General features: G+C 43.0%; 18 protein-coding genes and 1 tRNA gene. 15 read left to right on the top strand and 4 right to left on the bottom strand.

Annotated features, from left to right (window positions below; all coding sequences use genetic code 11):
* Positions 1 to 221 precede the first annotated feature (221 nt).
* The 6 genes from ACEW9O_RS04430 (at position 222) to ACEW9O_RS04405 (ending at position 6,719) form a co-directional block, all read left to right on the top strand.
* Positions 222 to 1,547 carry a UDP-glucose/GDP-mannose dehydrogenase family protein gene (locus ACEW9O_RS04430; protein ID WP_373548920.1) on the top strand — a complete coding sequence of 442 codons (1,326 nt, stop codon included), beginning with the start codon at positions 222 to 224 and terminating at the stop codon, positions 1,545 to 1,547.
* A gap of 1 nt (position 1,548) precedes the next feature.
* Positions 1,549 to 2,271, top strand: coding sequence for a toxin-antitoxin system YwqK family antitoxin (locus tag ACEW9O_RS04425; protein ID WP_373548919.1), 723 nt, complete (start codon positions 1,549 to 1,551; stop codon positions 2,269 to 2,271).
* A 14-nt stretch (positions 2,272 to 2,285) separates the two neighbouring features.
* A complete protein-coding gene (porQ, locus tag ACEW9O_RS04420; RefSeq protein ID WP_373548918.1) occupies positions 2,286 to 3,344 on the top strand; it encodes a type IX secretion system protein PorQ in 1,059 nt (352 codons plus the stop codon).
* 27 nt (positions 3,345 to 3,371) lie between these two features.
* Positions 3,372 to 4,685, top strand: coding sequence for a hypothetical protein (locus tag ACEW9O_RS04415; protein WP_373548917.1), 1,314 nt, complete (start codon positions 3,372 to 3,374; stop codon positions 4,683 to 4,685).
* Positions 4,686 to 4,937: 252 nt separating this feature from the next.
* Positions 4,938 to 5,783 (top strand): glycosyltransferase family 2 protein, encoded by an 846-nt coding sequence (locus ACEW9O_RS04410; RefSeq protein ID WP_373548916.1) that lies wholly within the window; start codon positions 4,938 to 4,940, stop codon positions 5,781 to 5,783.
* A 132-nt stretch (positions 5,784 to 5,915) separates the two neighbouring features.
* A complete protein-coding gene (locus ACEW9O_RS04405; protein WP_373548915.1) occupies positions 5,916 to 6,719 on the top strand; it encodes a glycosyltransferase family 2 protein in 804 nt (267 codons plus the stop codon).
* Positions 6,720 to 6,810: 91 nt separating this feature from the next.
* Here the strand turns inward: ACEW9O_RS04405 and ACEW9O_RS04400 are convergent, their stop codons facing one another.
* From ACEW9O_RS04400 to ACEW9O_RS04390, 3 genes are all read right to left on the bottom strand, one after another.
* Positions 6,811 to 8,049 carry a hypothetical protein gene (locus tag ACEW9O_RS04400; RefSeq protein ID WP_373548914.1) on the bottom strand — a complete coding sequence of 413 codons (1,239 nt, stop codon included), beginning with the start codon at positions 8,047 to 8,049 and terminating at the stop codon, positions 6,811 to 6,813.
* 688 nt (positions 8,050 to 8,737) lie between these two features.
* Positions 8,738 to 9,976, bottom strand: coding sequence for a hypothetical protein (locus tag ACEW9O_RS04395; protein ID WP_373548913.1), 1,239 nt, complete (start codon positions 9,974 to 9,976; stop codon positions 8,738 to 8,740).
* A 635-nt stretch (positions 9,977 to 10,611) separates the two neighbouring features.
* Positions 10,612 to 11,850 carry a hypothetical protein gene (locus ACEW9O_RS04390; RefSeq protein ID WP_373548912.1) on the bottom strand — a complete coding sequence of 413 codons (1,239 nt, stop codon included), beginning with the start codon at positions 11,848 to 11,850 and terminating at the stop codon, positions 10,612 to 10,614.
* Between the two features lie 652 nt (positions 11,851 to 12,502).
* On the opposite strand from ACEW9O_RS04390, the gene gmd reads away from it, so the two are divergent.
* The 6 genes from gmd to ACEW9O_RS04360 all read left to right on the top strand — a co-directional run bounded on the left by gmd (position 12,503) and on the right by ACEW9O_RS04360 (position 16,489).
* Positions 12,503 to 13,618 (top strand): GDP-mannose 4,6-dehydratase, encoded by a 1,116-nt coding sequence (gene gmd, locus ACEW9O_RS04385; protein ID WP_373548911.1) that lies wholly within the window; start codon positions 12,503 to 12,505, stop codon positions 13,616 to 13,618.
* A gap of 124 nt (positions 13,619 to 13,742) precedes the next feature.
* Positions 13,743 to 14,675, top strand: coding sequence for a GDP-L-fucose synthase family protein (locus ACEW9O_RS04380; protein ID WP_373548910.1), 933 nt, complete (start codon positions 13,743 to 13,745; stop codon positions 14,673 to 14,675).
* Between the two features lie 194 nt (positions 14,676 to 14,869).
* Positions 14,870 to 15,457: a plasmid pRiA4b ORF-3 family protein gene (locus tag ACEW9O_RS04375; protein WP_373548909.1), complete on the top strand. Its 588-nt coding sequence runs from the start codon at positions 14,870 to 14,872 to the stop codon at positions 15,455 to 15,457.
* 169 nt (positions 15,458 to 15,626) lie between these two features.
* Positions 15,627 to 15,701, top strand: a tRNA-Val gene (locus ACEW9O_RS04370).
* A gap of 234 nt (positions 15,702 to 15,935) precedes the next feature.
* The gene (locus tag ACEW9O_RS04365) at positions 15,936 to 16,226 is read left to right on the top strand and encodes a helix-turn-helix domain-containing protein (RefSeq protein ID WP_320028818.1); all 291 of its coding nucleotides are present in this window, start codon (positions 15,936 to 15,938) and stop codon (positions 16,224 to 16,226) included.
* The gene (locus ACEW9O_RS04360; RefSeq protein ID WP_320028819.1) at positions 16,226 to 16,489 is read left to right on the top strand and encodes a hypothetical protein; all 264 of its coding nucleotides are present in this window, start codon (positions 16,226 to 16,228) and stop codon (positions 16,487 to 16,489) included. The genes ACEW9O_RS04365 and ACEW9O_RS04360 overlap by 1 nt, the downstream gene beginning before the upstream one ends.
* Before the next feature lies 1 nt (position 16,490).
* On the opposite strand, the gene ACEW9O_RS04355 is transcribed toward ACEW9O_RS04360, so the two are convergent.
* Positions 16,491 to 17,573, bottom strand: coding sequence for a replication initiation protein (locus tag ACEW9O_RS04355; protein WP_373548908.1), 1,083 nt, complete (start codon positions 17,571 to 17,573; stop codon positions 16,491 to 16,493).
* Between the two features lie 571 nt (positions 17,574 to 18,144).
* Here ACEW9O_RS04355 and ACEW9O_RS04350 point away from each other — a divergent pair.
* The 3 genes from ACEW9O_RS04350 to ACEW9O_RS04340 are packed head-to-tail and all read left to right on the top strand — an operon-like array spanning position 18,145 to position 20,024.
* A complete protein-coding gene (locus ACEW9O_RS04350) occupies positions 18,145 to 18,810 on the top strand; it encodes an AAA family ATPase (protein ID WP_373548907.1) in 666 nt (221 codons plus the stop codon).
* 1 nt (position 18,811) lies between these two features.
* Complete coding sequence (locus ACEW9O_RS04345; RefSeq protein ID WP_373548906.1) at positions 18,812 to 19,087, top strand: hypothetical protein; 276 nt, start codon at positions 18,812 to 18,814, stop codon at positions 19,085 to 19,087.
* Positions 19,088 to 19,136: 49 nt separating this feature from the next.
* A complete protein-coding gene (locus ACEW9O_RS04340) occupies positions 19,137 to 20,024 on the top strand; it encodes a toprim domain-containing protein (protein ID WP_373548905.1) in 888 nt (295 codons plus the stop codon).
* Positions 20,025 to 20,757 lie beyond the last annotated feature (733 nt).

Genomic DNA, 20,757 nt, shown 5'->3' with positions numbered 1-20,757 from the left:
GTTTCTGCTTACATTTGGTGAATAGGTGTTCGTTTTATTCCAAGATGGGGCAGGTTCTACCGCAAAGTAACGCAATATTTCGAGTGGTTAGCTTTCCTAACCAATGATAATTTTGTTAACAAAGTTTTTGTCAGATATGAGGCAATCGTTTTTGACTTTTTGAGTTTAGTGAAAAAAAGGATGCGGTATAAGCTGTATTTTTGCATATAAAACTAAAAAAAATGAATTTAGCTGTAATTGGTACTGGTTATGTTGGTTTGGTTACGGGCACCTGTTTTGCGGAAACGGGAAATAATGTCATCTGTGTTGACATTGATGTAAAGAAAGTTGAAAAACTACGCAAAGGTGAAATAACCATTTTTGAACCCGGGTTAGAGCTTTTGTTTGAGCGCAATACCAAACAGGGGCGTCTAAAATTCACCACCGATTTAAAAGAGGCGGTTGATGCGGCACAAATCATCTTTTTGGCCCTGCCAACCCCTCCGGGCGAAGATGGGTCAGCCGATTTGTCCTACATCATGGGTGTTGCAAAGCAATTGTCCCACTTGATCAAAGATTATAAAATCATCATTGATAAAAGTACAGTTCCAGTTGGTACAGCTGAAAAAGTTCACGCCCTCATCGCCGAAAACACCAGCGAAACCCTGTTCGATGTAGTTTCTAATCCTGAATTTTTACGGGAAGGCGTCGCTGTTGAAGACTTTATGAAGCCCGATCGGGTGGTCATTGGCACCAATGCTGAAAGAGCCCGTAAAGTAATGAAACAACTGTACGAGCCTTTTGTGCGGCAGGGTAACCCAATTTATTTTATGGATGAGCGTTCGGCTGAAATGACTAAATATGCCGCCAACTCCTACCTGGCTACCCGCATTTCTTTCATGAATGAAATCGCGAATTTGTGTGAAAAGGTCGGAGCGAATGTCGACATGGTACGCATGGGCATGGGAAGTGATTCGCGCATTGGCAAACGTTTTTTGTTTCCAGGTGTGGGTTATGGAGGCAGTTGTTTCCCGAAAGATGTACAAGCGTTGGCCAAAACTGCCACCGATTTTACCTACGATTTCAGGATTCTCAGTGCCGTAATGGGCGTAAACGACCGACAACGCTACACCCTAGCGGACAAAATCAAAGCTTATTTTGGTGAGGACCTTAGCGGCCGTACCATCGGCATTTGGGGTCTGGCGTTTAAACCCAATACGGATGACATCCGGGAGGCCCCTGCCTTATATACCATTGAATCCTTGTTAGAGGCTGGAGCGACCATCAAAGCCTTTGACCCCGAGGCGATGGAAAACATTCATCGGTACTTTGGTGACCGCATCGAGCTGTGTAAAGACCAATACGAAGTGCTCATCAACGCTGATGCACTGGCCATCATTACTGAGTGGAGTGTATTCCGCACCCCCAGTTTTCAGGTGATGAAAGAGATTATGAAACACGATGTCATTTTTGATGGCCGCAATTTGTACGACCTGGAAGCTATGGTTGATCATGGGTTTCATTACCACAGCATTGGTCGAGAATCCGTAGGAAAAAAACCGGCGTAGTATGGATAAATCAACTAAATATGGGTTGTGGCTTGGAGTGCTTGGTATGTTGATACTGGGCTGCCCCAACAACAATTCCGATCAAAATGCTGATCAGAAAAAATTGGCTCCGAATCCCGAATCCTCAGAATCCAATGCTGCTTTTTCTCTCGAAGCCGTAGAAGAGACTGATCCCGATGGAAATTTGCTCCAATTTACTCGCCGAGACAGCGATGGATTGAAAGAGGGGGTCTTTAGTAAAATGACTACCAAAGGAGCGAAACTGGAAGAAGCCATCTACAAAAATGGTAAACTTGATGGCCAACGGGTTTTGTTTTATCCTGATGGGGATACTTTGATTGTGGAAACATACCAGGAAGATTTGTTTGATGGGCCGTACAAGTCCTTTTACCCGAGTGGGCAACTTAAACTTGCTTGTACCTATCAAAGCAACAATATTGAAGGCAAATGGCTTCAATATTATGAATCTGGACAGCTCAAAGAAGAAGTACTCTTTGAAGGCAATACCGAAAACGGGCCATTCAAAGAATACCACCCCAATGGCCAGTTGAGTGTGGAGGGCAGTTACAAAGAGGGCGACAATGAACACGGGCCGCTTAAGTTTTATGACGAACAAGGGCAGCATTACAAAACCATGGAATGCAACATGGGCATCTGTCGGACGGTGTGGTCGCAAGAAAAAAGTAAAGGTAGTAAAGCAAAAAGTAAAAAATCAAAAGGTTGAAAAACAATTCCTGCATGAGGACGCGTCTATACTTGATTTTGCTGGGCATGGGTAGCCTGATCTCTATTCAGGCTCAAATTACTGGGGGGCAGCGCACCTACGCCTTTCTGGACATCCCAAGCTCAGCAAGAGTATCCGGTTTAGCCGGACATCTAATTACGGTAATCGACGATGATGTGAGTCTGGCCTGGAGCAATCCAGCTGCGCTCAATCCCTTAATGCACCAGCAATTGGCTTTTAATCATGGTTTTATTGGCAAACAAATGCAGCATGGTGCCTTCAACTTCGGCCATCGACTGGGTCAGAAAGGCACCACGTTGCATGCGGGTGTTCAATATGCCCGTTATGGCGAAATTGAGCACACCGACGAGTTTTTTCAAACCCTGGGTACTTTTAACGCCGCGGAATACGCCATTGTAGCCGGTGTAGCCCACCCCGTGTATGATCGGCTCAACGTGGGTGCCAATTTGCGTGTGATCAGCTCCCAGTTTGGCCAATACAGTTCCACAGGTTTAGCTACTGATTTAGCCGCTACTTATCGGGATACGGCCAAACGGACTGCTGTCACCCTGGTGTTTCGCAACCTTGGTCAACAATTGTCTACTTACGATCCCAACATTGGAAAAGAACCACTGCCTTTTGACCTGCAACTCGGTTTTTCCAAACAACTCAAGTATTTACCCTTTCGGTTTTCCATCATTTATACCTCACTCAACCGTTGGAATCTGCTCTACGACGATCCGAACCTGGAAACAGGAACGATCTTTTTGGGGGAAGAACCCAGCGAGCCTTCTGATTTCAACCTTTGGCTGGACAATTTTTTTCGCCACCTGGTTTTCAATGGTGAGCTTTTAATCGGTGCGCGGGAAAATTTTCGCATCCGCTTTGGTTACAATTACCGCATGCACCGTGAAATGACGGTGCAAGGTTATAGTAGTTTGGCGGGCTTCACTTTTGGTGTTGGCCTGAAAGTAAATCGTTTCCGGATTGATTTTGGCCGGGGCGTTTACCACTTAGCTGGAGGACAAACGCAGTTGGGAATAGCTACTAATTTTAAAGAGTTTAAAAAGTAAGTGTTTTTTTAAAGAATCCAAATAAGCATGCCACTTTTTACGGTATTCTTTTTTTTAGCCTTGTTGCTGGCAATCGTGTACACTGGAATACACTTGAGTCCACGCCGGCTCTCCATCTTTTTTTTGTACAATGCCTTGGCTGTTTTAACACTGGGCCTGGCACCAAGTTTAGCCTATCTGTTACAAACTACCCTGCCTGCCGAAAAAGTATTACAACCTATGCCCATACCCGCCGCCTGGTATTTTTCCTATCTTCTACCCGTATTGTTGGCCATTGGTTTGGGTACTATTCGATGGAGTAGGAAAAAACATCCAGCGGATCAGGAGTTAATCCATACAATAGCGCGCTACCTACAACAACAGCCCTATCTCCCTTTTTTACTATTGACTTATGGTGGGGTAATGTATTTTTGTACCCCATTTTTGCCCACTACTTTACGCCAAGTAGGTGTTTTTAGTAGCCTGGTGTTATGGGTTGGGCTGCTCCATTTGTTTTTTTCGGGCTGGTCTTGGCGGATAAAGGTGGGAGTTCTTCTGTTTGTGTTCATTTTTATGGTTGTTAAAGCCTTGCAAAGCACTTTTTTTGGGGATCTATTTGTATGGCCATTGTGGATGATGCTTTATTTACAAACACAGCATCGCTGGACGAAAAAAACCTTGCTGATCATTGGTGGAGTTGCCGTACTGTTCCTGGCACTTGTTCTAGTTTGGAAATATGATTACCGGGAGCGGGTTGTACGAGGAGGGCGCGCGCAACATGAACGTATTTTTTTCAACACCGTCGTAGATTGGGCTAAAAACCCCTGGAATAATCAACGCTGGCAACAAGCCCTGGATCGTTTTAATCAAGGAAACCATTTGGCACAAGTATATCGTTGGGTACCCGCGGAAGAGCCTTATGCCCGAGGAGAAACCGTTGTCTTAGCCATCAAAGCTTCATTGGTACCACGCATTTTTTGGCCGGATAAACCGCAGGCTGGTGGTGTTGGCATCTGGTACCGATTTACAGGCAATCTACTTAGCCCCAATGTATCGATGAACATTGGCATACCGGGTGAAGCTTACGCCAATTTTGGTCCTTGGTTGGCCCCTTTGTTGGTTTTGATTTGGGTTCGTTTCTTGTATTGGCTCTATCATGGATTGCGGCAATTGGCTTTTCGGCATTATCCACTGCTCTGGTTGTGGATACCCCTGATCTTTTATCCGCTCATGGATCAAGAACATGACCTGGTCACCATGTTGAATCATGCCGTCAAGGGAACCGCTTTCACCTTAGTGTTTTGCTGGTGTTTGTATAAAACGAGCAGATATTTGTCCACACATTCCTCAGCAAATCAGTAATCAATTCGTTTATTGGAGTAAAATAAAACATACTTAAAACATTGATATTCAAAACAAAAAGGATTTGTCAAAAAATATCCAAAATCAACACCCTGAACTCTGTATTTATAAGCCCCTGTGAATTAACTTTGTGCCTGCAAAATCTTCGAGAAACCCGTAACGTTATCTTTCAGTCCGGCCAAACAGTCTACTTATTCCCAAACATAATAAAGGGATTTAGCCCTTTTAATCCCACGAACGAAAAACCGAAGAATGAAGATTTCAATCGTTACCCCTGCGTTCAATAGCGCAAAAACCATTCGACACACTATTGAAAGTGTGGCCCGTCAGACTTACCCGAATGTTGAGTACATCATTGTAGATGGAGGCTCACATGACGCTACCGCAAAAATTGTCGCCCATTATGCCGATGTTGTTGATGTATTTATCTCCGAACCTGATCGTGGTGTCTACGACGCAATGAACAAGGGCATTCGGGCCGCAAGTGGAGACATCGTCGCCATTCTCAACTCCGATGATTTTTATACTCACTCCCACGTATTGGAACAAATTGCTACTGCTTTTCAAGAGTCGGGTACTGATTCGGTATACGGTGACCTTCAATACGTAGACCAACACAATCCACAGAAGGTGATTCGCCACTGGGAATCAGGAATTTTTCAACGCCGCAGCTTTTTAGCGGGATGGATGCCTCCGCATCCGGCATTTTTTGTAAAAAGAGCTGTATATCAACGGCATGGGCTGTTCAATTTAAGCCTTAAAAATTCTGCTGATTACGAGCTGATGCTGCGTTTTTTGTACAAGCATCAGGTTAGTGTAACCTATGTATCTGATGTACTTGTGCGCATGCGTGTAGGAGGTTTGAGCAACGCCACTTGGCGCAGTCGCTTGCGCGCCAACAAAGAGGATCGGGTTGCTTGGAAAATTAATGGCATAAAACCAAGATTTTATACTACTATATTAAAACCTTTGCGTAAATTGCAACAGTTCTATTATCACCCATATCAACGTTTTATTACGGATTCTCAAAATCATCCCAAAAATTTCACTTTGGAAAAAAAAGAATCTGCACATTTGCAAGATTCGAACCTGCACTAGATCACTCGCCAAAAACATCAAATTTAATCGGTCTGAACGCGTACAGTCGTCAGATTCTCAGATTTTTGTATGTTAAGAACGAAACATTATCACTTATTGAAATATTAAACACCCTATAAATAAACTATGCTAATGAAAGTCTCCATTATTACTGTTTGCTTTAATAGTGCAAGCACTATTCGTGATGCTATCTGTAGTGTCATTAGCCAAAGCTACCCAGATATCGAGTACATTATTGTTGATGGAGGGTCAACGGATGGTACGTTAGATGTCATTCGAGCTCATTCTTCCTTCGTGAGTCACTGGATATCAGAGCCTGACAATGGAACCTACGACGCCATGAATAAAGGAGTCCATTTAGCTTCAGGTGACATTATAGCTATTTTAAACTCAGATGATTTTTATGTGCATTCGGAGGTCATAGCTCAGGTTGCATCACACTTTCAACAAACCAAGGTCGACTCCGTTTATGGTGATTTACAGTATGTTGGTAAAGATAATACAGATAAAGTGATTCGCTATTGGGTGTCGGGGATCTACCAGCGTCGAAATTTTTTGTATGGATGGATGCCCCCTCATCCGGCATTTTTTATTAGACGAACAGTTTATAAATCCTTGGGCTGTTTTGATACCCGACTTCGCACATCAGCAGATTATGAGTTGATGTTGCGCTTTTTATACAAGCATAAAATATCTACTCACTATTTACCCGAACTACTGGTGCGCATGCGTGTAGGAGGAGCGAGCAATAGCTCTTGGAAAAAACGAATTGAGGCCAATTTGGAAGATCGTCAAGCCTGGAAAATGAATGGTCTTCGTCCTTATTTTTTTACTGCACTATTTAAGCCGCTCCGCAAGATTAAGCAGTATTTCATACTTAAACAAGAAAGAATTAGTAAGCCTCAGGTGCCAAAAAGAAAAAGTCATTATGTTTAAAACAGAAGCAGGGTGGATTGAATCAATCCACCCTGTTTGTTTAGTAAAAATTAAATCATCCTGTTGATTGTGTTTTTGCAAATTAAACGGGTCATTTAATACGAACACTCATCGATACTTCATTGTAGTTAGCGCTACGATTGTCCCCTACAGCCCAATTTGTATGGCCATGAAGCATTCTTAAATGCAGCGCCTGCCATTGAATACCACTCACCACTTGCCAGCTATCAAAGGGGTAGTCCGGGCAACGGAGTACATAACCCTTGCTATGGTTGGAGTAACCATAAAAACTTATTTTACCCGCATTGACAGCAAAACCCAGTCTTACCTCTGGCCCAAACCCTGTAGTTTTACCCTGATTGTTAAAAGAAGCTGGTTTATCGGGGTTGATGCGTGCAGGCATATAAGCACCTACATTTGCACCTACTCCCGTAATGAGCCGCATCACTCCTTTTGTGAAGGGAATCTCTGGCCGGTACTGGAAAGATACATTACCCCCAGCCAACAACGACTGGAAGCCATCGGTATTTTGCGAAAGGTTTTCGCTGTTCTGGCTCGTACTACTTCCTTTAAAAGATACCCATGCATTCCACTCAGCACCCCAAAGTTGGTTGTAGTCAGGAGCAGAACCAAATCGAACCAACATTGCTGTCGTGCTGTCAGGCGCTTCATCATAATAGGTTGCAAATACCGATTGCAATCCTGCTCCTATTTCCAGTGCCCCAAAGTCGTTGAGCAATTTGTTGACAATTACATCCCAAGGTCGCTCGTTTGATTGATTAGACGTGCTCAAAAAAATGTTTGTAAAATCTTGGTACTGTTGATCAAGATTTGTTTGCATGGTATTGGAAGCAGCTTCATAAGTTGCCTCCGCCTCGGCAAGTGTGTTGGGATCAACTTGCAAGCTGTCTTTAAAATCTGTAAATCCACCTTGGATTGCCTTTAAATTCTGAAGCCAGGATGAATTAGCTTGATCATATCCGCCCATGATTGCCGCAATTTCTAAAGAATCAAACTCACTCTGATTCCTGAGGAGTATTGCCGACAACTCAGTTCTGCCAACAGACCAGGCTTGTAAAATTGAATCAATCCCTTCGGTTGGATTGGTAACTGGCAAACCGTTTCGGAGATCTTTAAATACATCTTCCTGCAGTTGATCTGCTAAGTGAACTTTGTTGGTCAAATCCTTTAAATTAGCCAGGAACTGTACCCGCTCGCCTTTATTTAATGATTTAAACAAAGGTAAATGCGTCTTTAGGTCTTGTGCATGCAAAGAATTAACCAGGAAAAATGCCCCCAAGGAGAGCAAGGTCGTCAATAGTTTTTTCATGATTTTACTTTTAAATGAGACTACCGGAAAATTGAAAATTTGGGTTCACATAAATAATTATCCTTCTTGTAGTTAGGGATTAGCCCACTCAAGTAAATAATTATTCCGCAAGGCAGTGCAACAATACAATTTGCGCACACCTTACCACTAATCAAGCTAAATAGACGCGGGAGGTAGTATATAAAAATGTAGGTGCAACCTTGCACGACGTGCGAAATTGCCATTGCATTTTACATACTAAAAAAACGAGTGATGAAAGGGTAATGAAACACTACAACCTAAAGATGAACTAAATCATACAAGAATAACTCTTGATGACACATTCATGAATATGTTGTTAAAGCAGAGCATGTGTAGATGAATGGATAAGCATTTCAATAGGAAGCTAAATTGATATTCAGTAAGTTAATTTTGGAAAGTGATTATTAATTACATGAAGTGAAACCTTTTTAAACAGCCTCTTGCGAAAGATGTTTGATAATATCCTGATATATCGAAGGCAAACCTACTAAGTGTTTTCATCAAATGCAAATATTATTTTATTTTTCTATGAAATTTAACATTGTTGTCATCTACTTGTAAAATAAATGGCCTTTGCCCCTATTTTAAAGACAAATCAGGGCTGTCGCGATGGAACCAGCCCTGATTTATCAAGTAAAAATCAAATCATGTTTGTTGATTGAAAAAATCAATTGATGCGCACGCTAATGGATACTTCATTGTACAATGCGTGCCGATTTTCCCCTTTGGCCCAACTGGTACTGCCATGTGCATAGCGCAAATGCAAGGCCTCCCACTGAATGCCACTCACCACTTGCCAGCTGTCGTAAGGAAAGTCGGGGCAGCGCAGCACATACCCTTTGCTACGATTAGAGTAGCCATAAAAGCTTAATTTGTCCAAATCGACTGCAAAGCCCAGCCTTACCTCTGGGCCGAAGCCTGTGGTTTTACCTTGATTATCAAGAGAGGCGGGCTTATTAGGATTGATCCGGGTAGGCATATAAGCGCCCACATTTGCTCCGACTCCAGTAATGAGTCGCATCACTCCATGGGTAAAAGGCACCTCTGGTCGGAATTGAAAGGACACGTTTCCTCCGGCCAATAAAGATTGAAAACCATTGGTATTTTGAACCAGGCTTTCATTGGACTGATTCGTACTATTCCCTTTAAAAGATGCCCAAACGTTCCATTCGGCACCCCACAGATTATTGTAATTGGGTGCCGAACCAAATCGGACCAACATGGCGGTAGTGCTATCAGGAGCTTCCTCGTAGTAACTGGCAAACAAAGACTGGAACCCAGCTCCTATTTCCAAGGCTCCAAAATCATTGAGTAAATTGTCTACAATCTTGTCCCAGGAGCGCTCGTTGGATTGGCTGGAAGTGCCCAAGAAAGCGCTTGCAAAGATTTGATACTGTAAGTCAAGAGAAATTTCCATCGTGGTCGAGGCGTCTTTATACTTTGCCTCTGCCTCCGAAATGATGGCGGGATCAACTTGCATGCTGTCTTTAAACTCCGTGAATCCGGTTTGGATTGACTGCAAGTTTTGAAGCCAGGCTGAATTGGCCAGATCGTACCCACCTAGGATAGCCGCAACTTCTAAGGAATCAAATTCACTTGGATTACCTCCGAGGATGGCCGACAATTCCGTTCTGCCCGCTGACCAAGCTTGTAAAAGAGAGTCAATACCCGCCGTTGGATTAGTCAGAGGCAAACCATTGCGGAGGTCTTTAAATAGGTCCTCCTGGAGTTGGTCCGCTACTTCTACTTTGCTGGTCAGGTTTCTTAAGGTGGCCAGAAATTGAACACGCTCATTTTTGTTTAGTGACTCAAACAAAGGTGTGTACACTTTTAAATCCTGGGCCTGCAAAGCGTTAACTAGGAAAACTCCTCCCAGGAGGAGCATAGTCGTAAATAGTTTGTTCATGATTTTGTATATTTAAATTAGACTACCGGAAAAAATTGAATCCTTGTTTTCATCCAAATAATTGCCCTTATCGTAGTAGCTATTACTCTACTACAAGTCATTTGGTTTTCATTAGGGCGATGCAACTTGCATACACCTTACCCTAAGCAAGTTAAATGGACGCGGGAGGTATCGAACAGCTACTAGAAACTCTATTTTTGCATACTAATGCAAAATTTGTCATTTCCAGTAAATGCGCTAAAGAACTGAATAACAATCTATAACATAAAGATGTAAACAAAACAAAATAAGATACTCATTTTGATTGAACATCAAGACGTTGTTGATTGGTGGCATGCATGTTGAATGGAGTGCTCTATTAGTAGGAAGTTCAAATTAAACATCAGTAAATTAATGTTTACAAATACTAAATAATTGATTGAAGTAAATCTTCTTATAGCCTCTTGAGAAAAATGATGGATAGCGTTCTGATATTTTCAACACAAAGCTAATAGCTATTTTTTATAAATGCAATATTATTTTAATTTTCTATAAAAAATTAACATGACTTGAAATCGAATGCCCGTGATATTTTAGGGGACCGCCGACGGTCTTTTAAAATATCACGGACATTTGATATGAGCAAATTGAAAAAATCATTTAATGCGGACACTCATCGATATTTCATTGTAATAAGCATTACGATTTTCACCCTCGGCCCAGCTGGTGTACCCACGGAGCATGCGCAAATGCAAGGCCTCCCACTGAATGCCACTCACCACTTGCCAGCTGTCGAAAGGAAAGTCGGGGCAGCGCAGCACATACCCTTTGCTACGATTGGAGTAGCCATAAAAACTTAATTTGCCCAAATCCACAGCAAAACCTAACCTTACCTCTGGGCCGAAACCTGTGGTTTTGCCTTGATTGTCAAAAGAGGCGGGTTTATTGGGGTTGATGCGCGCGGGCATATATGTGCCTACATTTGCCCCGACTCCCGTAATGAGCCGCATAACTCCTTTGGTAAAAGGCACCTCAGGTCGGAATTGAAAGGATACGTTTCCTCCAGCCAGTAGAGATTGAAACCCATTGGTACGTTGGGTCAGGTTTTCATTGGACTGATTCGTACTGTTCCCTTTAAAAGATGCCCACACACTCCATTCAGCACCCCAAAGTTGGGTGTAATTGGGTGCCGAACCAAATCGGACCAACATAGCAGTAGTACTATCGGGAGCTTCTTCATAATAGCGGGCGAACAAAGACTGGAACCCGGCACCTATTTCCAAGGCGCCAAAATCGTTGAGTAAATTGTCTACAATCTTGTCCCACGAGCGCTCGTTGGAATGGTTGGAAGTGCTCAAGAACGTGTTTGTAAAGGCTTGATATTGTAGGTCAAGAGAAGTTTCCATCGTGATCGTGGCATCCTTATACGTTGCCTCTGCCTCCGAAATGATGTCGGGATCAACTTGCATACTGTCTTTAAACTCGGTGAATCCGGTTTGGATTGACTGCAAGTTTTGAAGCCAGGCTGCATTGGCCTGATCGTACCCACCTAGGATAGCTGCGATTTCTAAAGAATCAAATTCACTTGGGTTCCCGCTCAGGATTGCCGACAATTCCATTCTACCTGCTGACCAAGCTTGTAAAAGAGAGTCAATGCCAGCCGTTGGATTAGTCAGAGGCAAACCATTGCGGAGGTCTTTAAATAGGTCCTCCTGGAGTTGGTCTGCTACCTGTACTTTGCTGGTCAGGTTTCTTAAGGTGGCCAGAAATTGTATACGTTCGCTTTTATTGAACGATTTAAATAGAGGCGCGTACACTTTTAAATCCTGGGCGTGCAAGACGTTGACAAGGAAAAGTGCTCCAATGAAGAGCAAAATTGTAAATAGTTTGTTCATGATTTTATATTTAAATTAGACTGCTGGAAAAAATTAAATCCTTGTTTTCATCCAAATAATTATCGTTCTCGTAGTAGTGGTTACTCTACTACAAGTCATTTGTTGTTCATTAGGGCGATGCAACTTGCATACACCTTACCCTAATTAGTGTAAATGGATGGGGGGGACCCGAGTAATTACTGGAAGCTCCATTTTGCAATTGTCAGCAAAATTTAACATTCCAATACGTACTCTAAAAAATTAAATAACAAACTATAAAAGCAATGATGTGAACAAAACAAAATTGGCTGCACATTTTGATTGGACATCAAGATGTAAGAGATTGGTGACGTGTCTGTTGAATAGAGTGTTTTTTAATAGAAAAAATGAATGTCAGTAAGTTGATTTTTACAAATAATCAACAATTAACCCAAGTAAATATTCTAGTGTCTTTTGCGACAGATATCGCTGATATGCAAATACTTCTGCCCCAAAGCTAAAGGGTATTCCTAACAAATGCAATATTATTTTAATTTTCTATGAAAAATTAACATAGATGAAAATATTTTTATTCGTTTCAAACTTTGTACTGCACATAGTTAAAAACTTTTTTCGGATGCATGTAACCATCAAAAATGACTATTTTTGCCTTTCAAACAAGAAACTTCCCTCCATGAAAAAACGTGCATTGTTGACAGGAGTGACCGGGCAAGACGGCGCCTATTTATCCGAAATACTCCTCGCGAAAGGGTATGAAGTACATGGTATCAAACGTCGTTCTTCCTTATTTAATACCGCGCGCATCGACCATTTGTATCAGGATCCGCATGACGAAGACCAGCGTTTTATCCTGCATTATGGCGACCTTACAGATAGCACCAGCATCATTCGCTTACTGCAAGAAGTACAACCCGATGAAATTTATAACCTTGGGGCCCAGTCTCACGTCCAGGTAAGTTTTGAAGCACCAGAATATACCGCAAATTCTGATGCCATTGGACCTCTGCGGATTCTGGAAGCCATTCGGCTCTTGGGATTAAAAGACAAAACGCGTTTTTACCAAGCCTCTACTTCTGAGTTGTACGGCAAGGTACAGGCCATTCCGCAAACCGAAACCACGCCATTTTACCCACGCTCACCCTATGCAGTAGCTAAATTATATGGGTACTGGATCACGGTCAACTACCGCGAATCGTACGATATGTATGCTTGCAATGGCATCTTGTTCAACCACGAATCACCACTGCGGGGCGAAACCTTTGTAACCCGTAAAATCACCCGCGCAGTAGCAAAAATCGGGCTGGGTTTGCAGGACAAACTCTGGTTGGGCAACCTGGATGCTCAACGCGATTGGGGCCATGCCAAAGATTATTGCGAAGCCATGTGGCTTATGCTCCAACAAACTACACCAGATGATTATGTAGTCGCTACGGGAGTAACCACCAGTGTACGCGATTTTGTCCACCTGGCTTTTGCTGAAATTGGAGTGCGTCTGGAATTTCAGGGTGCAGGTATAGGCGAGCGTGCCATCGTCACAGCCTGTGAAGACGAGCGTTACCAATTGCTTCTGGGCAAGGAAGTAGTAGCCGTGGATCCCAGGTATTTCCGCCCAGCAGAGGTGGATTTGCTGGTGGGGGATCCCAGTAAAGCCAAAGAAAAGCTGGGCTGGACACCCACCTATGACTTGCCCGCCCTGGTACAGGAAATGGTGCAGGCCGACATGCATTTGTTCGAGCGGGATGCGGTACTGCTCAATAGTGGTTTTGAGATAAAACGTGAATTCGAGTAAGCAACGCAGAAAAATTAACTTCCCGATTTGGGTTTTGAATAGGAAGTCGAACGGTTCATTTCAAGTGAACTTCCTATTCAAAACCCAAATCGGGAAGTAATTTTTTGCGTCAGACTAATCATTTATGGAGACTAACGCCAAAATATTCATTGCTGGGCATCGGGGCATGGTGGGTTCGGCCATTCAACGCAAACTGGTCCAGGAGGGGTTTCAACACTTGATTGTGCGGAGTTCCCGGGAATTGGACTTGCGGAATTCGATCGAAGTAGAAGCCTTTTTTAGACAGGAACAACCCGAGTATGTGTTTTTGGCTGCCGCCAAAGTAGGGGGCATCATGGCCAACAATACTTATCGAGCCGAGTTTTTGTACGAAAACCTGATGATTCAAAACAACGTCATCCACTGTGCTTGGAAATATGGGGTGAAAAAATTACTGTTCCTGGGCTCGTCCTGCATTTATCCTAAGCTGGCCCCCCAACCCCTCAAAGAAGAATACTTGCTCACCGGGCTATTGGAACCCACCAATGAGCCTTATGCCATTGCCAAAATCGCGGGCATCAAAATGTGCGATGCCTACCGTGCACAATATGATTGTAACTTCATTTCGGCCATGCCTACCAATCTTTATGGCCCGAACGACAATTACGACCTGGAAAAATCACATGTATTGCCCGCTTTGATCCGTAAATTTCATGAAGCCAAACGCCAACAATTGCCCGAAGTAGTCCTGTGGGGCTCGGGCACTCCTTTGCGTGAGTTTTTGCACGTAGATGACCTGGCGGATGCTTGTCACTACCTGATGCAAAACTACAATGAAGCTGGTTTGGTCAACATCGGAGTGGGTCACGATTTGAGCATCAAAGACCTGGCATTGTTGATTAGCAACATTGTTGGCTACCGTGGCAACATCGTCCAAGACCTGTCCAAACCCGATGGTACACCCCGCAAACTAATGGATGTAAGCAAACTTAAAGCAGTAGGCTGGCAAGCCAAAATTGGTTTGGAAGAAGGAATCCGGCGGGTATATGCGGACCTCAGCACCGCAGCATGGTATTAATGAGAGATGAGAGATGAAAGATGCTACCACAGCGTTTTTGACGATGACCTTGTCTAAGTCTCTGCGGTAGCATCTCTCATCTTTCATCTTTCATCTCTCATCTTTCATCTCTAATCTCTCATCTTTCATGTTTCATCTCTCCTAAATTCCTATCTTTGCCAAATAACTCGTAGATTGAACCAAAATTTGTTACAGTGGGTAGTTTACAACTAAAAGTCCAGTTGGAGGACATCAATCCGGCCATCTGGCGTACCTTTCAAATAGATCAAACCGAAACTTTTTTTGATCTACATGAGATCTTGCAAATCGTCATGGGCTGGGAGAATGCACATTTATTTGAGTTTCAAATCAAAGATCGGAAAATTGGTTTGTTGCCAGATGAAGACGAAATGTGGGACACTGATGCAAGTTTGGAAGACAGTGAGGCGATCATGATGCTCGACATGAATTTACAGGAAGGAGACTCTTTCCGCTATATTTATGATTTTGGCGACCATTGGAAGCATTTGCTAACGGTGGAAAAAGTACTGGTTGACGACGAAACCGATTGCCCGCTTTGCCGGGGAGGTGCCCGCAACTGCCCACCCGAAGATAGTGGTGGCGCCCCAGGATACGCCGACTTTTTGGATGCCCTCAAAAACCCCAATCACCCCCAACACGAAGAAATCATCGACTGGATCGAAGAATTTGATCCCGAAGATTTTGATCTGGAGGAAACCAATGAGATCCTTCAGGAGTTTAATGATTGGCGGCAAGATCTATTCCTCGAAGAGGACGAATAAATCATTCCAAGCTTATACTTTTGTTCACTATAATGCCGATGGATCATGCTATTTTCATCGGCTTTTTTATTTTTTTCAAAAAAAAGTGCGCCCAAGGCTTGCGCAAACTGAAACGAGCACGTATATTTGCGCACGCTTTTGAGCAAAAGGTTCAAAAAATCAAATACAAGGGTGATTAGCTCAGCTGGTTTAGAGCATCTGCCTTACAAGCAGAGGGTCGGCGGTTCGAACCCGTCATTACCCACACTGATTATCAAGGGGTTACGAAATGATTGTTTCGTAACCCCTTTTCATTTGCAAGCAATTTGCAAACATTCGAAGGTTCTATCTGGAATCAAATGGTCTTATTTGAAGGCAAAAAAATTCTTTCCGTTCGTCGAAAAACTTCTGAAGGTCTCTTTTTCTACCATTTTTCTCCTCTCTTTTCGCAGGTATTCTCCATTTTTTGCGATATTGGCTATCGTTTAAACCTATTCTGATGGCTGAATTTGGTTCCCGCTTAGAAGTCATTTGTCTTGAGTCCGATGCATTCTATGCCCTGGTAGACGAAGTCGTTGCACGACTCAAAGACAAGCACAATGCCCCACTGGATAAATGGATTGATGATGAAGAGGCCATGAGGCTCCTCCGGGTTAGCTCCAAAACCACCATGCAGAAATACCGAGACGAGGGAATGATCAGATTCACCCAGCCCAGCAGGAAGATTATACTGTACGATAGAGAGTCAATTATGGAATTCCTGGAGCAAAATTCAAAAGATACTTTCTGATGGAAGACAAAACTTTTCAAAAGGCCTTTAATGCCGGGTACATGCTGGAGAAGTATGTTCCCGCCTTGTCGCAACTGCTGGCCAAAAGTCTCAAAAATTCAACGACTACTTTTTCTGAAGGTTTTCTGGCTGGTAGCCAGCAATACACGGAGGAAAAGAACCATAAGGATATGATTGTTTCTCTGTTCAAAAATCCGGGATTTCAAACGCCGGGTAAAAGCATCGAAGAACCGGAGAAGGATGAACCGGATATGGATAGGTAAATTAGGTTAGTCTCTTCCTCACAAAATTCACAAAAGCCCCATCCACATTCCCCGGCTTAAAACCCGTCTTTTCAGCATGTGTCTTGAACTCCTGCTCCAACTGGTAAACATCCAAACGTTTCCCAGCATCCGCAATGGCCTTTTTGGCCGCTTCAATGCTAGAAGGAGAAACCAATAATTTTGGCTGCTCTAGGTTCAGGTTCGGCAGAAAATTGCCAATGTGGCTTGTGCCGAGTGAACTATCACTTTTTTGGGCTGAAGTGATCGTGAGCACATTTTCAACCTTACCCTCCATTCGTTCTTGTCGCCCGGTTTTGGTTCTTTGTAATTCCTCCACTGCGGCAATCTGTGCTCCGATGTCCGTTTTCTTTTGCCAGGAAAACTTGATGTGGGTGATTGCCCTGCCCGTTCGGATCGGTTCGGCCTTGATCTCAAACTCAGTCAGAAAAGACACTTCCTTGATCGCGGGTTTCAGTGCCTTGTCATTGAGGTGGCCAAAAGACTTGAGCTTGTGCTTACCCACTCCTATCAGCCCCCTCGTTTCTTCCACCGTCAAGGTTTCGTGGTTGATGTATTGCAGATTTTTCCTTTTCTGCAAAAACTCGTATAAAGCCAAACTATACTTGCTCGAAAGTTCAAACATCACTTTGGTATGAAGCCGGGCAAAAATCTGGGTATCCTTGATGATTTTGACCAAATCATCCGGGAAGGAGTATTCAATGAACCCACCATAGTCTTCCGTCTCATTGGCTCCTAATAGTTGGATTTGCCGCGTGGCCGGATTGCCATTTTGGTTGTTCCGAATCTTGATCACCACAATGGCCGACATCAATCTTCTAAACGAAGCCTTAATGTCCTGGTTGTTGCTATCGATGTATTTGGTGAGTTCCTGCCGGGTGATGGCGTGTCGTTTTTTGTGGGTGATTTCATTCCAGGCATTCCCAATCAGGAGATTGTAAATCCGCCTGTCTTGCAGGGTGAGCGGAGTCATCTCAATAATGTCAATCAGCTCTTCCGGTTTGACGATCGAAGATAAGTCGTCCGGCACCGTTGGGAAAGCAATTTTTGAGTTGAATTCATTCATGACTTTTATAATCTCACAAAATCACCCCTTGTAAAGTGATTTTGTGATTGTATCCTTTCTGAACTATCACCCTATCCCCAAAAAGTGATTTTTAGCACTAAACTGAAAGCTTAGTTCAGCCCAATAAAGTGATAGTTGCTCCCAAAGAAGTGATTTTGATAGCCCAAAGAGGTGATCGTTACGCCCAAGGAAGTGATTGTTCATCCCAAAGAGGTGATTTAAAGCTCAAAAAATCCAGCATTTCCAAGCCTTTCCCGCTTACGAACACAGAACAAGTGAACAAAGGAAAGAACACAGAAGCAGTATTGCTGTGATAAAAGCCCTACCCTCCGCGAACTATCGTTCGCTTCGCCCAATGCCTAGATCGGCATTGCCTTAAACTGCATTCGCTGCGCTCATCAGCTATTTGTTTTTTTGCTTTTGAAAAGAATAAAAGAGGTAAAGGTTTTAGATGTTGCCAGATTGCCACCTTCTCTAAAAACCTTTTCAGGCTTTGCTGAAAAACTGAAACAAGGCTTCGCGTAAATCAGCATTTCAGTATATACTGATGCTGTAACTAAACCCTTTTTTTATGATCATTGCTGTAACCAATCTGAAAGGTGGCGTCGGAAAATCTACCCTTTCCCGCAACCTCGCCGTTTACTTTGCCATGCAGGGTGAAAAAACCTGCATCATCGATACTGACATTGAACAAAGAACAACTTGCGACTGGCGAACCCGTCGCGAAGCAGATGCAAAAATCAAGGTTGATGTTTTCCCCATGTCGAGTACCGATGGTCTGGTCAATGACATTAAAACCCACCGGAATAATGGCTACCGGGTCATCATCATTGATGGTGTTCCGCAACTGGAGAAAGTGACGACCAAACTTATCCTCTTGGCTAACTTCCTGATCATCCCCATCACCCCTTCTATTGATGACCTCAAGAGTTTTGAAAGGTTTTTGAAACGTTACGAGGATGCCAAAATGGTCAAGCCTGAAATTCCGGCTTTTTTGGTGCTCAATCGCTATTGCCGCACCAGTGAGGGGGAAGAAGTAAAGCTGGCTATTGCCATGTTTGAGGAGTTTGGCATAAGCCCTTTGGAAAACGTAATCAGCGAACGGGTAGCCCATAAACGCAGCAGTAAATACGGACTTACTGCCCTGGAGTGGGAGGATGCCAAAGCCAGGGAAGAAGTAGAAACATTTTGCGCGGAGATTGAACAAAAATTGATCAAAAAAATGAAGGTAGCCTAATATGAAAAGAGAAAAACGCAGCATTGTAGACCTGATGAACCAATCCACTCCTGAAAATGATCAAGTGGAAGCGGCAGTTGAAAAAGTACATTTATTGGCCAGTTTGCCCCAGCTTAAAAAACAGGAAAAAACCGTTCGGGTGACGATTGATACTCCTGAAAGTCTGCACAAGGCTTTGAAAAAATTGATCATTGATGAGTCGGTAAACCTCAAAACCTTTTTCCTACAAGCCGTGACAGAAAAATTGGATAAAATTGGAAACAAGGTAATTGGATGAAATACGGAGATACTGAAAAACTGAAATCAGTCTTTACGGAGATACTGAAATGAACAGCGCCCAGGCCAAAAACATCAATTTGCCCGATCTATTGGCCAAGCTTGGTTTTCAACCTACTGAAATCAGTAAAGCCGGAAATGAGTATTGGTATACTTCGCCTTTCCGGAGCGAAAAGACCGCCAGCTTTCATACCTCGTTTTTGGGTGGCAAATGGATTTGGAAAGACTTTGGCGACATAGGTGGCACGGTGATAGATTTTGTGCTGCGGTACAAAGGGTTTTACCGGGTTAATGATGCACTACAGTTTTTGGACGAAATCTACCAGGGGAGAGCCAAACCTATCCACGTCAATCCCAATCAAAACAGCATTTTTGGCAAATCGCCAAGGGATGAAAAACCCGTTTTGGAACTTAAAAACGTTTCACCACTACATAAATCATGGCCGTATGTGCAGGGCAGGGGCATCAATGAAGCCGTTGCCAAAGCATACTTGAATGACGTTGAATTCATCAACCGCAATACTGGCAAAACCTATTTTGCGGCAGGTATCAAAAACCTTTCAGAAGGGTTTGAGATTCGTAATCCGTTTTTTAAATCGTCGATTGGGAAAAAGGATATGACACTTATCAGAGGGGAAGAGGGGACAAAGGTCATTTCGGTTTTTGAAGGGTTTATGGATTTTTTGACTTATTTGACGGAGGAGGGTGTTGTGAAGGCGAGGGAGGATATTTTGGTTTTGAATTCTCTTTCTTTTCAACAGCGGGCGAGGGATTTTATTGAAAATGAGCAGTATGAGGAAGTGCTAACTTTTTTTGATAATGACGAAACCGGGAATAAGGCTACGGAGAATTTCAAAAAGCAATTTGCCGAAAAGGTAAATCCCCAAAATTATCGGTATCAAAATTTTAGAGACTATAATGATAAAATTAAATCGTAAATCAGTAGTAAAGTTAATCATAAGACCAGTAACACTTGTAAACATTAGATCAAGTAAGCCGTAAAGCCTGAAAGCCTCTTTTGCTGAAATATTTAAATCCTTCTACCAAAAAAGCCTGAAACTAAAAGCCCAAATGATTCTTGTCAAATTTAATTCATCACGTACTTGGACAATTAAAGGTTTGTGTTTATATTACAGCCTGATTTTCACCATGTATCAAGCTAAAAAAGCAACTCAAATTGTTGTAAAGCTAGGGTTCAGTTTAAGCAATAATACACGCACCTTGAGGTGACTAAGTAAAAGATGAAGTGCGGTAGTGCAAATGTTCGGTGCAAGAACAAGAGGAGAAATATTTGATGGGGCGCTGCTTTTGGTGAATCTCGGCTCCTGTTTGGCATCGGTGACGCTCGCAGGGCAGTCGGAAAGGAAAGTGCAACTGCTTGGCCACGTAAAGATGGCCTTTGCTTGGTGAATGGGAAAGTGCGTTGCTTTTGGCTTATAACGGTCGGTTTGGCAGGCACACACAAATAAGGTCAAATTATTTATTCAAACCATAAATTACTGTGCAATGACGTCTAATAAAAACGAAATCACTAAGAGCCTGTAAAAATTTAAGATTTTACAGATGTGAGGAATGAGAAAAAAGGAATCAGCGGTAATTTGGTTGGAGAAAATTTGCAAATATGTACCCAACCAACATCACTGATTCCCAATGGGAAGTTATAAGTTCTTT

This window comes from Haliscomenobacter sp. (assembly GCF_041740695.1).
GTDB lineage: Bacteria > Bacteroidota > Bacteroidia > Chitinophagales > Saprospiraceae > Haliscomenobacter.
Note: the sequence above shows the minus strand (reverse complement) of the source record. Positions and strands in the feature narration are given on the sequence as shown.

Excerpts from the sequence above, each read along its gene's own strand:
- ACEW9O_RS04430 (WP_373548920.1), top strand. The coding sequence starts at position 222 with ATGAATTTAGCTGTAATTGGTACTGGTTATGTTGGTTTGGTTACGGGC.
- ACEW9O_RS04425 (WP_373548919.1), top strand. The coding sequence starts at position 1,549 with ATGGATAAATCAACTAAATATGGGTTGTGGCTTGGAGTGCTTGGTATG.
- porQ (WP_373548918.1), top strand. The coding sequence starts at position 2,286 with ATGAGGACGCGTCTATACTTGATTTTGCTGGGCATGGGTAGCCTGATC.
- ACEW9O_RS04415 (WP_373548917.1), top strand. The coding sequence starts at position 3,372 with ATGCCACTTTTTACGGTATTCTTTTTTTTAGCCTTGTTGCTGGCAATC.
- ACEW9O_RS04410 (WP_373548916.1), top strand. The coding sequence starts at position 4,938 with ATGAAGATTTCAATCGTTACCCCTGCGTTCAATAGCGCAAAAACCATT.
- ACEW9O_RS04405 (WP_373548915.1), top strand. The coding sequence starts at position 5,916 with ATGAAAGTCTCCATTATTACTGTTTGCTTTAATAGTGCAAGCACTATT.
- ACEW9O_RS04400 (WP_373548914.1), bottom strand. The coding sequence starts at position 8,049 with ATGAAAAAACTATTGACGACCTTGCTCTCCTTGGGGGCATTTTTCCTG.
- ACEW9O_RS04395 (WP_373548913.1), bottom strand. The coding sequence starts at position 9,976 with ATGAACAAACTATTTACGACTATGCTCCTCCTGGGAGGAGTTTTCCTA.
- ACEW9O_RS04390 (WP_373548912.1), bottom strand. The coding sequence starts at position 11,850 with ATGAACAAACTATTTACAATTTTGCTCTTCATTGGAGCACTTTTCCTT.
- gmd (WP_373548911.1), top strand. The coding sequence starts at position 12,503 with ATGAAAAAACGTGCATTGTTGACAGGAGTGACCGGGCAAGACGGCGCC.
- ACEW9O_RS04380 (WP_373548910.1), top strand. The coding sequence starts at position 13,743 with ATGGAGACTAACGCCAAAATATTCATTGCTGGGCATCGGGGCATGGTG.
- ACEW9O_RS04365 (WP_320028818.1), top strand. The coding sequence starts at position 15,936 with ATGGCTGAATTTGGTTCCCGCTTAGAAGTCATTTGTCTTGAGTCCGAT.
- ACEW9O_RS04360 (WP_320028819.1), top strand. The coding sequence starts at position 16,226 with ATGGAAGACAAAACTTTTCAAAAGGCCTTTAATGCCGGGTACATGCTG.
- ACEW9O_RS04355 (WP_373548908.1), bottom strand. The coding sequence starts at position 17,573 with ATGAATGAATTCAACTCAAAAATTGCTTTCCCAACGGTGCCGGACGAC.
- ACEW9O_RS04350 (WP_373548907.1), top strand. The coding sequence starts at position 18,145 with ATGATCATTGCTGTAACCAATCTGAAAGGTGGCGTCGGAAAATCTACC.
- ACEW9O_RS04345 (WP_373548906.1), top strand. The coding sequence starts at position 18,812 with ATGAAAAGAGAAAAACGCAGCATTGTAGACCTGATGAACCAATCCACT.
- ACEW9O_RS04340 (WP_373548905.1), top strand. The coding sequence starts at position 19,137 with ATGAACAGCGCCCAGGCCAAAAACATCAATTTGCCCGATCTATTGGCC.